16 protein-coding genes and 1 pseudogene are annotated in these 17,105 nt (G+C 36.1%); 8 read left to right on the top strand and 9 right to left on the bottom strand.

What is annotated here, in order from left to right; genetic code table 11:
* Positions 1–96: 96 nt before the first annotated feature.
* The gene (locus tag C9I86_RS10940) at positions 97–759 is read right to left on the bottom strand and encodes a lytic polysaccharide monooxygenase auxiliary activity family 9 protein (RefSeq protein ID WP_107276357.1); all 663 of its coding nucleotides are present in this window, start codon (positions 757–759) and stop codon (positions 97–99) included.
* A 484-nt stretch (positions 760–1,243) separates the two neighbouring features.
* On the opposite strand from C9I86_RS10940, the gene C9I86_RS10935 reads away from it, so the two are divergent.
* From C9I86_RS10935 to C9I86_RS10925, 3 genes are all read left to right on the top strand, one after another.
* On the top strand, positions 1,244–1,894 hold the full coding sequence (locus C9I86_RS10935) for a 2OG-Fe dioxygenase family protein (RefSeq protein ID WP_107276356.1): 651 nt from the start codon (positions 1,244–1,246) through the stop codon (positions 1,892–1,894).
* Entirely contained in the window at positions 1,884–3,128 is a 1,245-nt protein-coding gene (locus C9I86_RS10930; RefSeq protein ID WP_107276355.1) for a cysteine desulfurase-like protein, read from the top strand. Before C9I86_RS10935 ends, C9I86_RS10930 begins: the two co-directional genes overlap by 11 nt.
* A gap of 227 nt (positions 3,129–3,355) precedes the next feature.
* Positions 3,356–3,928 carry a DUF2913 family protein gene (locus tag C9I86_RS10925; RefSeq protein ID WP_080157571.1) on the top strand — a complete coding sequence of 191 codons (573 nt, stop codon included), beginning with the start codon at positions 3,356–3,358 and terminating at the stop codon, positions 3,926–3,928.
* A gap of 142 nt (positions 3,929–4,070) precedes the next feature.
* Here the strand turns inward: C9I86_RS10925 and C9I86_RS10920 are convergent, their stop codons facing one another.
* Together C9I86_RS10920 and C9I86_RS10915 are read right to left on the bottom strand one after the other, a co-directional pair.
* Positions 4,071–4,421, bottom strand: a complete 351-nt coding sequence (locus C9I86_RS10920; RefSeq protein ID WP_080157572.1) for a hypothetical protein — start codon at positions 4,419–4,421, stop codon at positions 4,071–4,073.
* A 160-nt stretch (positions 4,422–4,581) separates the two neighbouring features.
* Positions 4,582–4,728 (bottom strand): annotated as a pseudogene (locus C9I86_RS10915) (alpha/beta hydrolase); the annotation flags it as partial.
* A gap of 411 nt (positions 4,729–5,139) precedes the next feature.
* Between C9I86_RS10915 and C9I86_RS10910 the strand changes: the two are divergent.
* Together C9I86_RS10910 and C9I86_RS10905 are read left to right on the top strand one after the other, a co-directional pair.
* Positions 5,140–5,610, top strand: a complete 471-nt coding sequence (locus tag C9I86_RS10910; protein WP_235865899.1) for a cell division inhibitor SulA — start codon at positions 5,140–5,142, stop codon at positions 5,608–5,610.
* Positions 5,611–5,810: 200 nt separating this feature from the next.
* Positions 5,811–7,229, top strand: a complete 1,419-nt coding sequence (locus C9I86_RS10905; protein WP_080157573.1) for a basic amino acid/polyamine antiporter — start codon at positions 5,811–5,813, stop codon at positions 7,227–7,229.
* A 90-nt stretch (positions 7,230–7,319) separates the two neighbouring features.
* Here C9I86_RS10905 and C9I86_RS10900 read toward each other — a convergent pair whose 3' ends face one another.
* The 6 genes from C9I86_RS10900 to C9I86_RS10875 all read right to left on the bottom strand — a co-directional run bounded on the left by C9I86_RS10900 (position 7,320) and on the right by C9I86_RS10875 (position 14,180).
* The gene (locus C9I86_RS10900) at positions 7,320–8,645 is read right to left on the bottom strand and encodes a GGDEF domain-containing protein (protein ID WP_080157574.1); all 1,326 of its coding nucleotides are present in this window, start codon (positions 8,643–8,645) and stop codon (positions 7,320–7,322) included.
* Between the two features lie 211 nt (positions 8,646–8,856).
* Complete coding sequence (locus C9I86_RS10895; RefSeq protein WP_080157575.1) at positions 8,857–10,137, bottom strand: DEAD/DEAH box helicase; 1,281 nt, start codon at positions 10,135–10,137, stop codon at positions 8,857–8,859.
* Between the two features lie 140 nt (positions 10,138–10,277).
* On the bottom strand, positions 10,278–11,186 hold the full coding sequence (gene nagK / locus C9I86_RS10890) for an N-acetylglucosamine kinase (protein WP_107276354.1): 909 nt from the start codon (positions 11,184–11,186) through the stop codon (positions 10,278–10,280).
* Positions 11,187–11,348: 162 nt separating this feature from the next.
* Positions 11,349–12,077, bottom strand: coding sequence for a tRNA-uridine aminocarboxypropyltransferase (locus C9I86_RS10885; RefSeq protein ID WP_107276353.1), 729 nt, complete (start codon positions 12,075–12,077; stop codon positions 11,349–11,351).
* Positions 12,078–12,177: 100 nt separating this feature from the next.
* Positions 12,178–13,203 carry a GGDEF domain-containing protein gene (locus C9I86_RS10880; RefSeq protein ID WP_080157578.1) on the bottom strand — a complete coding sequence of 342 codons (1,026 nt, stop codon included), beginning with the start codon at positions 13,201–13,203 and terminating at the stop codon, positions 12,178–12,180.
* Positions 13,200–14,180: a response regulator gene (locus C9I86_RS10875; protein ID WP_107276352.1), complete on the bottom strand. Its 981-nt coding sequence runs from the start codon at positions 14,178–14,180 to the stop codon at positions 13,200–13,202. The genes C9I86_RS10880 and C9I86_RS10875 overlap by 4 nt, the downstream gene beginning before the upstream one ends.
* 309 nt (positions 14,181–14,489) lie before the next feature.
* Between C9I86_RS10875 and C9I86_RS10870 the strand changes: the two genes are divergently transcribed.
* The 3 genes from C9I86_RS10870 (at position 14,490) to C9I86_RS10860 (ending at position 16,932) form a co-directional block, all read left to right on the top strand.
* Positions 14,490–14,846 (top strand): glutathione S-transferase N-terminal domain-containing protein, encoded by a 357-nt coding sequence (locus tag C9I86_RS10870; RefSeq protein ID WP_080157580.1) that lies wholly within the window; start codon positions 14,490–14,492, stop codon positions 14,844–14,846.
* Positions 14,847–15,015: 169 nt separating this feature from the next.
* A complete protein-coding gene (locus C9I86_RS10865) occupies positions 15,016–15,708 on the top strand; it encodes a DUF3334 family protein (RefSeq protein ID WP_107276351.1) in 693 nt (230 codons plus the stop codon).
* Positions 15,709–15,909: 201 nt separating this feature from the next.
* Positions 15,910–16,932 (top strand): acyltransferase, encoded by a 1,023-nt coding sequence (locus C9I86_RS10860; RefSeq protein ID WP_107276350.1) that lies wholly within the window; start codon positions 15,910–15,912, stop codon positions 16,930–16,932.
* Positions 16,933–17,105 lie beyond the last annotated feature (173 nt).

Below are 17,105 nucleotides of genomic sequence, written 5' to 3'. Positions count from 1 at the left end.
TAAATTAGCAGCATCGTGCTTGAATGCGACTGAATAAGTTGTTCGAGCTTTTTTCATTATGTACACCATTTTGATATTAAGAGTATTTTATCCTATTTAGGTGTACAAGTTCATTAAGCCACAACAACCTGCAGGATCAATTCGCTGCCAGCGAGAGAATAAAACGACCTTTTCACCCATACGATCTGTCGGTAATTTCACTTTAAAGTTATAAGTATCATAAGGTGTTGCTTCTGTTGGTTCAACATTACCTACTTCATCAACAAGCTCTAAATCATCCCATGTTAATGGCTGTGATTTATCATAATTAGGTTTAGTAATGTAGAACTGCCAAAATGATGGATTATGAGTCGCCGTAGCAACCCATTTGAAATCAAACTCACCGTTAGCATCAACAATCACTTCTGTTTGTTGCCATTCGTTATGCGGAATATCTAGCCCCGCTTTTTTCTGATCGCCACCAGCACACAACAGACCATCGATAACTTGTTTTTTTACCGCTTCAATATTGTTGTAATCTGCGGTTAATGCTGCGTTTTCATTCTTTTGTGTAAAAGGAAATGCGTTTGATTTATCCCATAGTGCCTGACAAGCAGCATTAGGAATTTTATTTTGCCAATAACCACCATCGCGATCACAAACTTCAGTACGTGATGGTGGGAACTCAGCCCAACCATGCGCACTAACGCTACCAATAACAGCTAAATTTGTTGCAATAAGCGCGACGGCGATTGATATTTTGTTTAATTTTAAAGGCATATTGATCTCTTTTATTAATAAAAGCAGCGTCTATCTATTGAGCATATAGAAAATAACGATGCTATCGTTTTCATATTTATGTGCGGGAATATACCCAACCTATCCTATTGATAAGAAATTATTTTCACCACACAATCAACAATAAAAACTTATATATATTATAACAATATGATATATAATAAATAAAAAACAACCTTTTTAATAAAAGACACACATTGTTACACATGCGAATTTTTACATGCATCTAATTTACCCTTCGCGTCCTATTTACTTCAGAAGATGCTCCGTCTACTCACTCTCATTTATCAATTTACACACCACAAACACGTTACTTTGCTACAACATTAAAGTTTATTAATTAACTTTTTTGTAGATTTAAATTCCATAGTTATCTTTTTACATGCTTATATAGTCGATTAAATTTGTAATATTCAGTTTTATAGACAACCTTAATTATAAGTAGCAAAGTAACAGGAGAAGTATGATGAACACGCCATTAATGTGTAACCTACAACTAACACAACTGAGTGATCATGCCGTGACTGAACTTGCTCCCTCATTTCAATATTTACCTCACACTTCACATGCTGATGGAGAATACCGTTTACGTCGCTATTCCATTGTTCAAATGCATAACGGGAAAATAGAGCATTTACCCCCTACAGATTTTGTACAATCTAACGATATAAATCATTTTCAAGGCAACGTTGTACGACACTTTGAAGCATTAGATGAAGCTCTTATTCATTGCGATGGTATGTTAGAAATGTGCGAGTTATTTCAGAGTGCTAATGCCTTACCAGATGATCAACCGATTGAAATCCACCAAATGCGCATTGCCGCACTCAACGGTGAAACGCCGACTTCTCCTGAAGGTATTCATCAAGATGGATTTGAGCATATTGCCGTGATCGGTATTGATCGCCACAATATTAAAGGAGGTGAATTCTTAGTTTATAAAGATAAAACAGCATCACCTTTTCTCTGTACTACCTTGCAACATGGCGAAATGGCAATTTTAGCTGATGATATTTTATGGCATAACGCTCACCCAATTAAGGCGATAAAAAAACACCAACAAGGTTATTGGGATGTATTCGTACTCACCACTAAGGAGATCAAACATGACATTTGATCCCATGATGGTGCGACCTCTCTTTCCCGCTCTCAATCAGCATATTAATCAGCAGCCGGTATTATTTTTTGACGGTCCAGGCGGATCACAGGTTACTCAATCTGTTCTAGATGCAATGAGCCACTATTTAGGTCATTACAATTCAAACTTAGGCGGGGCTTTTTTCTCTAGTGTTGAAACATCGGCGTTAATGGCAACCGCGCGTCATACTGCACAAACATTTGTTAATGCACCATCAGCAAGCAACATGATATTTGGCGCAAATATGACCACACTGACGTTTCAATTAAGCCGTGCAATCAGTCGTGATTGGCAAAAAGGCGATGAAGTGATTGTTACCGCACTCGATCATTATTCCAATGTTTCAAGTTGGCAACAAGCAGCTGAAGATAAAGGAGCGACTGTACATCAAGTACGAATCAACAAAACTAACTGTGATGTAGATTATGAGCATTTCGATGCCCTACTCACACCTCAAACTAAGTTAGTCGCAGTAACGTACGCTTCAAACGTGACAGGATCACTTATTGATGTGCAACGCATTATTACAGCAGCTCATGCCGTCGGTGCCAAGGTATATGTGGATGCTGTGCATTATGCACCACACCGACTAATTGATGTACAAGCTTTAGGTTGTGACTTTTTAGTCTGTTCAGCCTATAAATTCTTTGGTCCTCACCTCGGTATTGCTTATATCGCACCACAATGGGTACAATCATTACGCCCTTATAAAGTAGAACCCGCGCCTAATGATGGGCCTGCACGTTTTGAAACAGGTACGCAAAATTTTGAAAGTTTAGCGGGTTTTATTGCTGCCGTTGATTATTTAGCCGCTTATAGTCGAACTTTAGACACACAAGCATTGTCATTACGCCAGCATCTACGTCGAAGTTTTGACGCTTACCAAACCTATGAACAAACACTAAGCCACTACTTTATTAATAAATTACATCGTTATAATAATGTACAACTGTTTGGTCTACCGCATGAGCAACATCGCACGCCCACCTTTGCTATTCGTATTAACGGCATCCAACCAGCAGACGTTGCAATCGCATTAGGAAAACAAAATATCTGCGTCTGGCATGGTCATTTTTATGCTCAAGGTTTATGTGAACAATTAAACCTTATCGATAATGGTGGTGTTATCCGTATTGGGTGCATGCATTACAATACCTTTGACGAAATTGACACCTTATTTAAGGCTCTTGATTGTGACTTAACCCTCAAATAAACCCTATCTTTTAGCCACCAGATATAAAAAGCCCATAAACACACAACATATCATCTAGGTCTATTAGCGAAACAAAGTATGCTTAATTAGATTAAAAGGTGTAATATCACGCAATGAAACAAATGATTGCGCTAATTTCTATAATTTACAATTAACGCATTTATCTATTATCTTACATCAGTAATAGTATGATATTATTATCAAACCCGCTCCAACTCGGTACACCAATGAACCAGTCTCAACAGCTACTCGATATTAGTACGAATGCCTTACTGCATCTAGAATTCAAAAAACTTGATAAGCGGCTAACACAGACTGAGCAAAACAACCTACTTGTTCAGTACCTAAAGAAAATTATCAAGAATGATAGATATCGTACGGTTAAGAAATCAACCAAAAGTTGGTTATTGCGCGGAAGAAAAACTGGCGCATGTCTAGAATCTATACTTAATAATGATCGTGAGCGGATATTACAAACTAGCTCAACAGACCTTTATCGTTTTGTTGATCTTATTGAAGACATTGAAGCTCAATTGCATACACAAGTGCAATATTCATTAGCACACAATATCAACCTTAAAGCACGCTTTGGTAAAGTATTAGTGTGTGTGGTTGATGAAGACTTAACATCTAGTTTTGATGATGATGGGCTAATGATCAAATCAACTCAGATTTTATTTATTGGCAGTAATGAACATAAAGATATATTTTCTGCTGCAATTGACCAAAGTGGTTATTTCCAATCTGTAATTGCATATGAAGATGAAAGTCACCTTCGCGTTGAATTGTTTAGACTATAAAATCACATCACATTATTGTGTTATAAAAATACCAATGAGTAAATTTTGATAATTTACTCATTGGTTAATAAATAGCTTAAGTTGATCACCATTCAAAAAGTATGATCCCTTCTTGATAAGAACCATATCCTTTATTGGAAACTTATTTTAGTAGCATTTCTCTTGCTGCAACAAAAGATACTTCTTCTAATAAATAATCAACGTTATCACAAGCATCATTAACCATTAACTTGGTTGTTATTTGTTTTACAACATAACATTTAGCAGGCACTTGAGCTTGTTCATGGGTATCATTAAAGAAACGTAAATCATTGATAGATAAAGAAACTGCTAACTGACTATCAATATCAATTTCCACAGATAGAACATCACCAACTTTTGGTAAATAAGATAAGCTATCACCTGTAATATACTTTCTTACTGGTAGAATATTTTGATCTGATTGTAAATCAACGAAATTAACCATTAATGAAATCATTGGATTATTTAACATTGTATTACCTTATTTAATTGTTTTTTTTATTATATCTATTTAAAAATAATACGATGCACTCTAAAACATAATTATTATTTTTCATAAACTAACGGTAATTTACGGATATCTTTCGTGTATCAAATTTTTAATACCGCCTTTAGACACGGCAACATCACTATTATCTTTTAATTTCGTTCGCTAAATTCAATATACAACGTTTAGCAGACTGACTCACACCAGCCAATTGATAAAACCCATGTATTACGCCTAAATAACGCTCGCAATATGCCTCTCCCCCTTGAGATAACAGTAACTTAAATAGCTTTCTGTCATGAAACTTTGACAGCTATAACAAGGCATACACTTCTCCTATTTTATTAGTACCGCCTTAAATAGAATAAGCCACGCTGATAAAAATCCAACTTTAAGTACTGTATAAATCATCAAATACTTACTAAAACCACTGTATAGCTTGAACGTGAGATAGTGCATATTTTTGTAATGTAACTTTATTATTTTCTAAAACCCATTTAATAAGTGTAGATTAAAAACATACTGACATAGAGATATAACACTTAAAAACAGCAACTTAAGTCAATACACACTCAACGAAAATCTATTCTAAGACTTATATTCAACAACCAAATATCGATAAATAATGCTTGCATCCGAATTCATTTAAAACTACTGTATGTACATACAGCATGTATATATAACCACTGTCGGAGATGGCACCATGAAATCACTAATGCATACTCAAGGATCTACTACAGCTTCTGATGTTTATAAAGCAACATTGACTTCTCATGTAGGTATTTGCCAATCTCCGCCAAGGATCGTTCCAATTGAAGTAAGTTATAGCGAGCAACAACAAGCACAATTAGCTTATTTCTTACGCTTGCTAAAACAAGCAAATCAAGAAAATCGCTGGATAATGTTTATTGGACAAGATGCATTATTAGATAAACGTTTATTAATAAATGCAGGCATTGATATTAATAAAGTGCTATTACTTAAAAATATGAAAAACCAAAGTAAACATTTACTAATGGTTAAAGCATTAGAGATGGGAAATTGTTCTGCCGTTATTGTTTCCGGTGAAATTGAAACATTTAACACCCCATTAATTACAATGGCAGCTGAACAAAGTAAAACTTTAGCTTTTGTGCTAAATCAAAACGTTAAAGCACAATTAACATTCCATTGAGTTAATTAGTAAACGATAATGTTATTATTAAGTTGCAATAACTTCAATATTACATAAAGTTAATAATGATATACAAACAAAAAAAGTATTTTTATTTAAAGTTATATTTAATTAATTATTAAAAATAGTAAAAATAGCTTTTACGCATAATAAAAATACATATAATCAAGGAAATTCAAATTTAAATACTAGGTTTCAGAATGGATAATAAGCTCGGATTTGGTGCATTAACTGCATTTGTAATCGGCTCAATGATAGGCGCGGGAGTGTTCAGTTTGCCACAAAATATGGCTGCTGTTGCAAGTCCTGCTGCCGTCATGATTGGCTGGACCATTACGGGTGTTGGCATGATTTTCCTTGCAATGTCTTTTCAAATTTTATCATTATTAAAACCCAATATTAATAGTGGCGTGTTTGGCTATGCACAAGCAGGCTTTGGTGACTTCGTTGGTTTTTGTTCTGCATGGGGTTACTGGCTAAGTGCGATGCTCGCTAACGTTTCTTACTTAGTGATTGTATTTAGTACCCTAGGTATGTTTTTTGATAAACCCGGTCATATTATTTTTGGCATGGGTAATACATGGCAATCTATTGTTGGAGCTTCGGTTTTATTATGGCTTGTATATGCTTCGGTAAGACGTGGGGTACAAACTGCCGCGACCATTAACACTATAACAACAGTTGCTAAATTAATTCCACTTGTACTATTTATCTTCGTTACCTTAATTGCCTTTAAATGGCACACATTTACATTTGATTTTACAGGCTTAGAATTTGGCCCTCAGCATGACCTACTAAGCCAAGTTAAAGGTACCATGCTAATCACTGTATGGGTGTTTATTGGTGTAGAAGGTGCGGTTATCGTATCCTCTCGTGCACGTAATCGTCGTGACATTGGTCGAGCAACGATTCTAGGCCTACTAACGGCACTTGTTATTTATGTGTTCGTTACCCTACTTTCTATGGGTGTTATTTCTACTCCTGAGCTCGCGAAATTTCAAAACCCATCAATGGCAATTGTACTAGAACATGTTATTGGTCCATGGGGCTCAATTATTATTGGTTGTGGTTTACTTGTTTCCGTAAGTGGTGCGTTCTTAAGTTGGACGGTTTTAGCAACAGAAGCACCTTTACTTGCCGCACAAAATAATATGTTTCCAAAGTCTTATGCGAAAGAAAATAGTGCAGGTACATCGATTAAAGCGCTTAACCTGACCATTATTTGTATTCAAATTTCATTGTTTGCAGTGATTTACGCTGGTGGTACTTATAATTCACTACTGATTATTGCATCTGAAATGATCTTAGTGCCTTATTTCCTTGTTGCTGCATATACCCTAAAACTGGCGATCAAAAACAAAAATCGCGGCATGCTGTTGTTTATTGGCTTAGGTGCAACGATTTACGGTATTTGGTTACTTTATGCATCGGGTTTAAGTCACTTATTATTAGCATCTTTATTGTATTTGCCTGGGCTGTATTTCTTTATTAAAGCAAAGAAAGAGCTCAACCAACCTTACTTTGTAGGTAAAGAGCGTATTTTTGTAGTGCTATTAGTAATATTAGCTATATTTGCTATTTATATGGTTGCTACTGGGCATATCGTACTAGAAAGCTAATTTCTGATAGAGCCTAAAAAGCCGTGTATGTTACATGCTTTTTATAATTAAAAGCATGTAACATACACGGCTTTTCATTTGGATATTTAATTATTTAAGTTGTTGATGTTCCCAACTAATTTCAATTCGGTTCCGTCCCATTTTTTTCGCTTTTAGTAACGCAAAATCAGCCCGTTTGATCAAATCTTCGCAGGACTCATCAACTAACTCAGCTACACCTAAACTGCATGTTAAGCTAAATTCCTGATCAAACCCCCACGCTTTTGTCATGATTGTTTCTCGAATCTGCTCTGCTATTTCAACTGCAACACTCATATTCGTTTCAGGACAGAAAATAACAAACTCTTCCCCTCCCCAACGCACAAATACATCAGAACGGCGAGTTAAGCCCTCAACTGTCGCTGCAAACTTAATTAAAACCTCATCACCAAAGCTATGACCATATCTATCATTAACCTCTTTAAAATGATCAAGATCGATAAAAATCATTGAGAAAGGGATCTTATTTAATTGTGTCTGAAGAACAATACCTTCTAGCCATTCAATAACCGTGTGCCTATTTCTAATACGAGTTAATGAATCAGTACAAGCCAAATGTTCAAATTTTAAACTTTTATTATAAAGTACGCGATTTGCATCTCGTAAACGTTGGCTACGTTCTTCTGATGTTTTAATCTTCTGGCTAAGAACAAAACGATCAACCAAAATAACAATGGTGGCGGTTGCTACCCATAATAATAATAGTAACTTCACTAACGATGATTCGCAGATCCAAGTACCATAAAAGACTAAGCGGTTTAATTTAATTGCATAGTATGACTCTTTGACATAACTTCCCGTCGCAATTTCAATGATTGAAATATTATCAAATTGTCGACTCGACTTATCAACAGGAATATTATTCTCCGCGATCCACCACGATAAAACTTGGAATGAATTTAATGGGAAAATTTTCAAACCTTCATTAACACCAGGCGTATATTCAATCGCATTAAATTTTAATGATAATGGATCATTAATATTAGAATACATAGGATCAAAATTGCGTAAATAAATACGAATGCGTTCCCCTTCAAGTGGACTTGCATAATCAATATCAAGCCCAACGGAATCATAAGAACTTAAATCAAAACCAGCATCAATAGAGTCTGTTAATGCAACCGCAATTTCACAAAATGGCCATTTAGCTTTATTAACCAAATTACACTCTAATAACACATTGTGATTATTAATATTTAACTTTGTGATCGATGCTCCATTTTGACTTGAATCGTCAATAATTCTATAGGTGCTATTTTTAGGCGTAACTATATATTCCTTTTTTGCGCCACCAAGAAGAAACCAGCTATAGCTAGCAATAGTAAAACAAACTAAAAACAAGATGATTAATCGAAGCCACTTATTTAACCCCGTCATAAATCCCTCAAAACACCAGAGCTTATAAAAATAAAAGCAAAACATTACGACTAAAAACGACAAATTAACAGACAATTTTAGCTTAAACAACTAATTTAATTACTGATTTATGCTTATAATCAAACATTTTTTAAATTGATTGCATAATAATAAAAAACACCGCTTTAGAAGCGGTGTTTTAATAAATTTTGAGTTCGTAATAACTTTTTATTTAACGACGGCGTTGGGTGTTTTTCCCACGGTTTTGATGTACCTTACTTTTTGCTTTGGCCCGACGTTTTTCAGCAGATGCTCCGCGATGAACAGAGACTGTTTCAATTAAGCTAGGATCAGGTTCATAACCTTCAAGCCATTGTTGTGGTAAACGGGTATTTAATAGCTCTTCAATCGCTTTTAATGCCCACTCTTCATCTAAACTCATTAGCGTGATCGCGTGGCCAGTATTACCAGCACGTCCTGTACGACCAATGCGGTGTACATAATCTTCAGCATTAAACGGTAAATCAAAGTTAACAACATATTCTAACTGCTGAATGTCTAATCCACGAGCAGCAACATCTGTTGCAACAAGCACACGTACCTTACCAGCTTTAAAATCATCAAGCGCACGTTGACGAGCGCCTTGACTTTTATCACCATTAATAGACACCGCTTTAATACCATCTAAACCTAAACTTTTAGCTAATTGATCTGAGCCTTGCTTCGTTTTAGTAAAGACTAATACTTGTTGCCAATTACGTGAACCAATCAGATATGCTAATAATTCTGATTTTCTCTTTTTGTCAACGGGATACACCATTTGCTGCACAGTATCTGCTGCAATATTATCCGGTGTCACTTCCACCATCTTAGGGTCAGTTAAAATACTAAAAGCTAATTTTTTAACTTGCTTTGAAAAGGTTGCAGAGAAGAATAAAGTCTGACGCTCAGCCGGCATACGCTTCATGATACGGTTAATATCAATAATAAAACCCATATCAAGCATGCGATCAGCTTCATCAAGTACAAATGTTTCTACATTCGCAAGTGATACATTACCTACAAAAACATGGTCAAGTAAACGTCCAGGTGTCGCGATAAGAATATCAACACCTGCTCTTAATGCTTTAATTTGCACATTCATACTAGTGCCGCCATAAGCAACCGCGACTTTCAAATCACTGTACTTACTGTACGCAATAAAGCTATCGTAAACTTGTTGTGCTAATTCACGTGTCGGTGTAATCACCAACGCACGAATTTTTGCACCTTGTTGAGGCTTTATTTCTTCAGCGCCCATTTCAGTCAATGACGGCAATGTCATTAAACGCTGTAAAATAGGAAGTGCAAATGCGGCTGTTTTACCGGTACCCGTTTGAGCCCCAGCCATTACATCATCCCCTGCTAGCGCTAATGGAATGGCTTGTAATTGCACATCCGTTGGTTTTTCATAACCTAATTCTGCGACAACTTGCAGTAATTTAGGGTGAAGGCCAAGGGTTTCAAACGACATAGTGTATTCCTTGCAATAAATACGCTTATACCAATATAGCGGCATAAGAAAACAAGCGCGGATTTTAACACAAAAAAAAAGTACTTCACTATGAAGTACTTTTAGTTACGCAATAAATATTCGTTACAGATCAATAATGGCTATTTAATGTTAAGGAAAGCAGCACCACGTACGCCACCAGCATCACCATGTTTTGCTTTCACAATTTTAGGTGCTTGTGAAACAGACAATAGGTATTTAGGTAAACGCTTTGGCAATTCTTCATAAATCAAATCAAAATTAGATAAACCACCACCTAACACCACCACATGAGGATCAACACCACTAAATAAGTTTGCAAAGCACATTGCAAGTACTTCCATGAAACGATCAACGTGCTGTTGTGCTTTTTCATCACCCGCAGCATTACGTTCGATAATTTCAATCGCTTTTAGTTTCTCGCCATAATAATGTGCATAGATTTGTTCAAATCCACGGCCTGATAGATAATTATCAATACACCCTTTTTGACCGCAACCACAATCAAATAATGGTGCGTTCTCTCCCATATGTAACCATGCATCTAACGGTAAGCGCATATGCCCAAACTCACCACCAACATGATTCAAACCAGAAAAAACTTTACCATCAAAAACCATTCCACCACCAAAGCCAGTACCTAAAATAAGGCCAAGCACTGATGGTGAATGTTGATGCTCATCATCCCATGCTTCAGAAAGAGCGAAGCAGTTAGCATCATTATCTAAGCTAACACTACGACCCAGTTTGGCTTCCAAATCTTTACGCAGTGTTCGGCCTTTAGCGGCAGGTATATTTGATGTCAATACAGTGCCGTCGCGTGCATCTTCAATACCAGGAATACCAATACCGACTGAACCTTCACAGCCAAATTTCACATCAGCTGTGGTAATAATAGAAACAATAGTATTAATAAGTGTATCGTAATCGCCACTCGGTGTCGGCACACGTTCTGTTGCTACGCGCTCTAGTTTTTCATTAAATGCACCAAATTCAATTTTAGTTCCGCCTACATCAAAGCCGTAGTACATCCTATTCTCCTACAAATAATGTTTAACCACACCGTGAGTTCATAACTCTTTAAATATACTGAAAATTATCCACATTTATGCCAAAAATGACTGTGATCTACGACCAATTCATCAATTATTGTTTAAATGAGGTTTAATATTATCTAACTGACATCACATCTTTTATAGTGTGTTTTCATCAGTTGACATGAATTTTTCCAATAGCGATAACGATGATTGCTCTGGTAATGTGCGATTCATTTTACCCGCGATGTAATTTTCACGAAAAACATCAAACCATAAATCTAATAGCTCGGCATTATAATGCTCACCAAATAAATCAATAATACGTGCTGCAACTTCAGCCGTACCTAATTGATTTTCCTTTGATGCTTCACGCATTTTATATCGAGATGGCTTATCTGGATTAATGGATAATAATGGGAAGCGATCAAGATACGGGCTCTTACGGAACATTTTTTTCGCTTCTGCCCAACTACCATCAAGCATAATAAATAATGGACGTTTACCCGCTTCAAGCGTTACTGCTGTCACTTCTCTTTCTGGCGCATATTCAGCAGGAAAAACGACATAAGGTTGCCATTGAGGATCATCAAGTAATGCCAGCATTTCAGCGTTAGGCTCAGTACGCGACCAAATATAAGCAAAAGTATCTTCAAATACATCAGCAATTAAACGGCCAGTATTACTTGGTTTTAAAATCTCATCATCAAACATGACCAATAAAAACGCGGCATTTGATGTCGCTAATGGACGATGTTCACAAATACACAAATGCGTACGTAACATGCATTGACGGCAGCGTTGGACTTTACAGCCACGAGCAAGAAAAGGACGAGTTGAACGTGCAAGACGTTCCTCATAAAGAGTATGTATAGCATGAATGCGCATAGCGACTAACCTAAAAACAGGAAAACGCGTGCATGTTACCGAAACCCCCACGAAACATACAGTCATTATCCGTATTATAAGATTGCCAACTCGCTTTTGTTTATTTTATCGGCATATGCTCATGGCAATCCGATAAAATAAACTCGCCTTTGCTGTTTTTATAACAATTATCGCTATTAATAATGGTGGTGGTATTACGGCCTCTTTTCTTTGACTCATATAATGCTAAGTCAGATTTTTCTAACCATGATTTATAATCAGTTAGCGTCGAATCCCACTCACAGACACCTAAGCTGATCGTGACTTTAACAACGCCACGCTGATCATCAAATACCGTTTCTCGTTCAATACGATTGCGCAATCGTTCGGTAAAATACCCAGCGAGTTCAGCAGGTGTTCCTGGTAGAATAATACCAAATTCTTCACCGCCATAACGGCCTGCGATATCGGTTTGGCGTTTAGTACGGCGTAACACATCAGCGATGACTTTAATAACACCATCACCCGCAACATGGCCATAAGTATCATTAACTCGTTTAAAATGGTCAATATCAAACATGATCAACGTGGCTGGTATTTGTGTCTGATGACAATAATCAAAAGCATCCGCTAAACAATTTTCCCAATGGCCGCGATTGTAAAGCTGAGTTAGTCGATCTGTAATGCTTAAATGTGTTAGTTGTTTATTTGACTCATGGAGATGGTTTTTATTTTTGGCTATATCAGTAACATCAGTGATTGTTAAACAAATATGGTTATATTCTCCAGAAAGAGAACGTAACGGTGTTAACGTCATATTTTGAAACATGATATCTGAACTGCCCGAAATAGGACAAAAATTCAAAAAACGAAATACCCATGGTCGATCTTCCCATGCTGAAAATGATCGCATTCGTAATTTAAACGTCGATTGTATTTTGCTCTGTAACCACGACTCAGGTAAATCAGGTACAACCTCAAACAAGGATTTTCCCATTATTTGAACACTGGAAATACCACTATAAGCTTGCATAAAGGTATTCCATGCACAAACATTATAGTTTTCATCTAATATCACAACGCCAGCATCAAAATTATCTAATACTTGCATTGTTAAATGAAAATCAGCTAAAGATATTTCGTTCAATGTAATGATTCCATCACTTTATTATTAATAATTGCTAGAGAATGATTATCCATAATAAATAAGACTTCACACTCAACATCTAGTATTTCTGCTTTATAAGTATATTCAATTGTAAAAAAGGTCTGAGTATCGCAATGTATATGATGCAAGTTCATGTACTCTTCTAACACGATCGGCTGCCGAACAGAAAATGGAATCGAAATTTGTTCTGATAACGCGACTAAAAAAGAACAGACCATTAAATTGGCAATATCAATCACGACTTCATTTTTATATTCATCCGTTTGGCTAAATCCCAGCTTCTGTCCAAATAAATGTACATCTTTACCGTGTAATTCAACCAACGCCTCACCGTGAATGCCACCGCCCACAAAACGTTGTGTAATGGCAATTAATTCATGATCATTACGAATATCTGCAATCGCCATGGATAGATCGCTGCTTTTCATAAATGCAACACTTGGCAATGGCATTCTTATAAAATCACCAAGGTGATCAGAAATAATTGCAGCCCCTCGACCTAATGCAATATTGGCAAGCTCGCGCATGATCTCAATTGAATTATTTTCTAAATGAGTATCAACAACAATAGACGGAGCATTATCAAAAACTAGCCCTAATCGTTGCGACAGTTCTATTAACTCATCATGATTAAATGGCTTAGATAAAAAATAATCCGCACCTAACGCTAAACTTCTTTCCACGGCAGTTAATTGTACGTCAGCAGATAAAACAATAATCGTGGTGTTATAGTCACGGACAGGTAAGGACTTCATGACACTAAAACCATCCATTACTGGCATGGTTAAATCTAAAAACATAATATCAATATCAGTGCTTTTTAAACAATCAAGCCCCTCTTTTCCATTTTCAGCATAGAAGAAAGTGGCATTACTGCATGACTGTAGCAATCGTGTAATAGATTTATGTACTAAGACTGAATCGTCACAAATGAGAATATTTATTTTGTTAATCATCAGACTAATCACTTACCCATTGAACTTCACATTAGTATAAAGCAAAGCAACATTATGCAGTAATGTAAAATTATGCATTCAGTGACATACATCTAAATATTGATCTTAGTTCCAATCAATAACCACTAAAAGAAAAAGGTAATTGTCTTTTTTAATCGTCAACATTGATGATTTATCGATATGTACTGTTTCATATTTAATTACTGCTCAATAATAAATCAAATATATGGCGGACAAGATAGTTACCCACTGACGATTTTATAATAGAATCTCAGCATAACTTTATAATATCAGCCATTGGAAAATAATATGAAAGCGCTTCGTTGGTTCGTCGGTAAAATTATTCTCATACTCAATTCCCTTTTTTCACCACGCGGTATGCAACGCTCAGCCACTGCTCAACAGGAAGTTGATGCTGCTGTCGCTAATATGCAGCTATATCAATTTGAAACATGCCCTTTTTGCGTAAAAGTACGTCGTCATGCAAAACGCCTTAATATACCGCTTGCAACCCGTGATGCAAAAACGTCACCTTGGGGCCAAGAATTATTAGAACAAGGAGGCAAACGTAAGGTTCCTTGTCTACGTATTGAAGAAGATGGGCAAGTAACTTGGATGTATGAATCAAATGACATTATGGCGTATTTAGATAAGCGCTTTGCTTAATATTACCAATAATCCACACAATAAAATCAAATAACCATTTAAGTCCTTAACGTATAAGCCGATAGCTCTTATTGCACTTTAAAGTTGTAGTATAAAAGAGGTATCACTATCGGCTTTTAACTACTGAATTTTTATTTATTGGTTACAAATACGTTTTACAGGGCTGCATATGCGCAAGAATCATACGATAACTACCGACGATATTTTAATTAAATTATGCCACTCTCTGGCTGATGTATTATCACGAGCAACAGACAGCCACATAAAATATTCGCCGATGGTACAAAAGATCAATAAAACAAGCTTAAAACCGGATATTGGTTGCTTTGTTTTATTTGATGGTGGCTTCACAGGGTTAGTCGTAACTAATTTCTCCGCCGCAGCAGCAATGGAACTTTATCAAAACTACATGATTCGAATGGGCTTTCCTGACACAGATATTGCTATTCATCATACCGCTGATGATGTTGCTAATATTTTAGGTGAGTTAATGAATCAAGTTGTTGGTGATTTTACAGGTAAGATTGGCAGAGAATTAAAAATATCAATTACCCAAAACCAGCCGAAAATGCTCGCTCTGCATAAACAAATCATCCTCTCTGTTGATACTAATCTTGATCGCCCTCAAGTACGTCGTGTTAGTTTTACAACAGAAAAGAATAATATTTTCTATCTTGAGCTCGCGATGGATAAAACTGAATTTATTCAATTAGAAGAATTTGAGATTGATGAGCAAGATCCAGATACTATTTTTGAAACGGCTTATGATGCTCAACAACAACAAAAACCCATCACTTCTGTCAACAAAAATGCAGTAAGCCCCTATGACAATCAAGATTTGCTGGATCAACTTGGGCTATAAAAACAGCTTTAATTTAAATAGTTAGGTAACTCTACCCCCGTATTGTTACCTCTTTATCTTCCTTACATGATTAAAATATTTACTTTTATTGATCATAAATTTAATTCTGTGATCAATAACGTAATTCACTATCATAATACAATTTACAAAATCCTTAATTCCATATAATTTCGACCCACTTTCGTTTGTGAGTTTATCGTCATGCCTCAACACCGCATAGCCAGCTTTGAATTTGGTCGAATTATTGCCATAATTGCCATTATTGCTTTACATAGCCAAATATTCATGCAGGCACCTTTATTTGATGGTCAACCCTTGTTAGGCATGGGGCTCAATCAAATTAGTCGGTTTGCTGTACCGTTATTTTTTATTATGGCGGGTTATTTTATTCAACCACGTTTAACCGCCGAGCGTGTCCCTTATCTCTGGCGCTATGCGCGTCCATTACTCATCATGTGGGTCTTATGGAGTATTATTTACCTTATTTTGCCGTTTAACTTTCACCTTGTGACCTCTGAGGGATATGTTGCTGAGCGTACCTTCTATTGGCAAAAACTGCTCACCACCCCTTTAAATACCTTGTTTGAAGGTGGATTAGTGCATCTTTGGTATATTCCAGGGCTACTCAGTGGCTTAACTACCATTACCGTTTTACTGCGTTTGAAGTTATCTCGGTTGATTATTCCCGTTGCTACTCTGTTATTTATTTTTGGCTTAATGGCTGGTAGCTATGCTCAAATAACAGAATTAAGTTCACCGATATTTACGCGTAATGGTCCATTTTTTAGCACCTTCATGATCATGCTTGGATTTGAAATTCGCCATCGTAATATCAGTATTAGTCTCAAATACAGCATTATTATGATGATCGTTGGATTTTGTCTATTTATCGGTGAAGCAAACTACCTTTCACTGCAAGAAAATGGTTCTTTTTTCCATGACTTTCTCTTTGGTACCCCATTATGGGCATTAGGTATTTTCTTTATTTTATTAGCCAAACCTAACTTAGGTGACTATAAAATCATTCACTCATTAAGCAAAGATGTTCTGGGTATATACCTCTGCCATTTACTTATTGTGATTTATTACCTCAATATCATCAGTATTTTGAATATTAACCCGATCATTGCCAGTGTGTTTGCAGTACCTGTGGTGTTAACTGTGTCAATCATCATTGTTCGATGCCTGCGTAAAATTCCAATGACAAGATGTCTAGTACGCTAGCCAATACTTAATATTCTAATTAAAAGTCCTTATTATCATCTAATTATAAGGACTTTTTTATCTTCATCATCACCGCACTTCTTGTCTATTCTCAACTGATAGTATTGATAAAGATCGCCATAAACATCATTTTCAATGCAAAAAATGTTTAGGACCACACTTAAATTCCACAC

The sequence above is a fragment of the Photobacterium sp. NCIMB 13483 genome (assembly GCF_003025475.1).
GTDB classification, from domain to species: domain Bacteria; phylum Pseudomonadota; class Gammaproteobacteria; order Enterobacterales; family Vibrionaceae; genus Photobacterium; species Photobacterium piscicola.
This window is presented reverse-complemented; position numbering and strand designations above follow the sequence as displayed.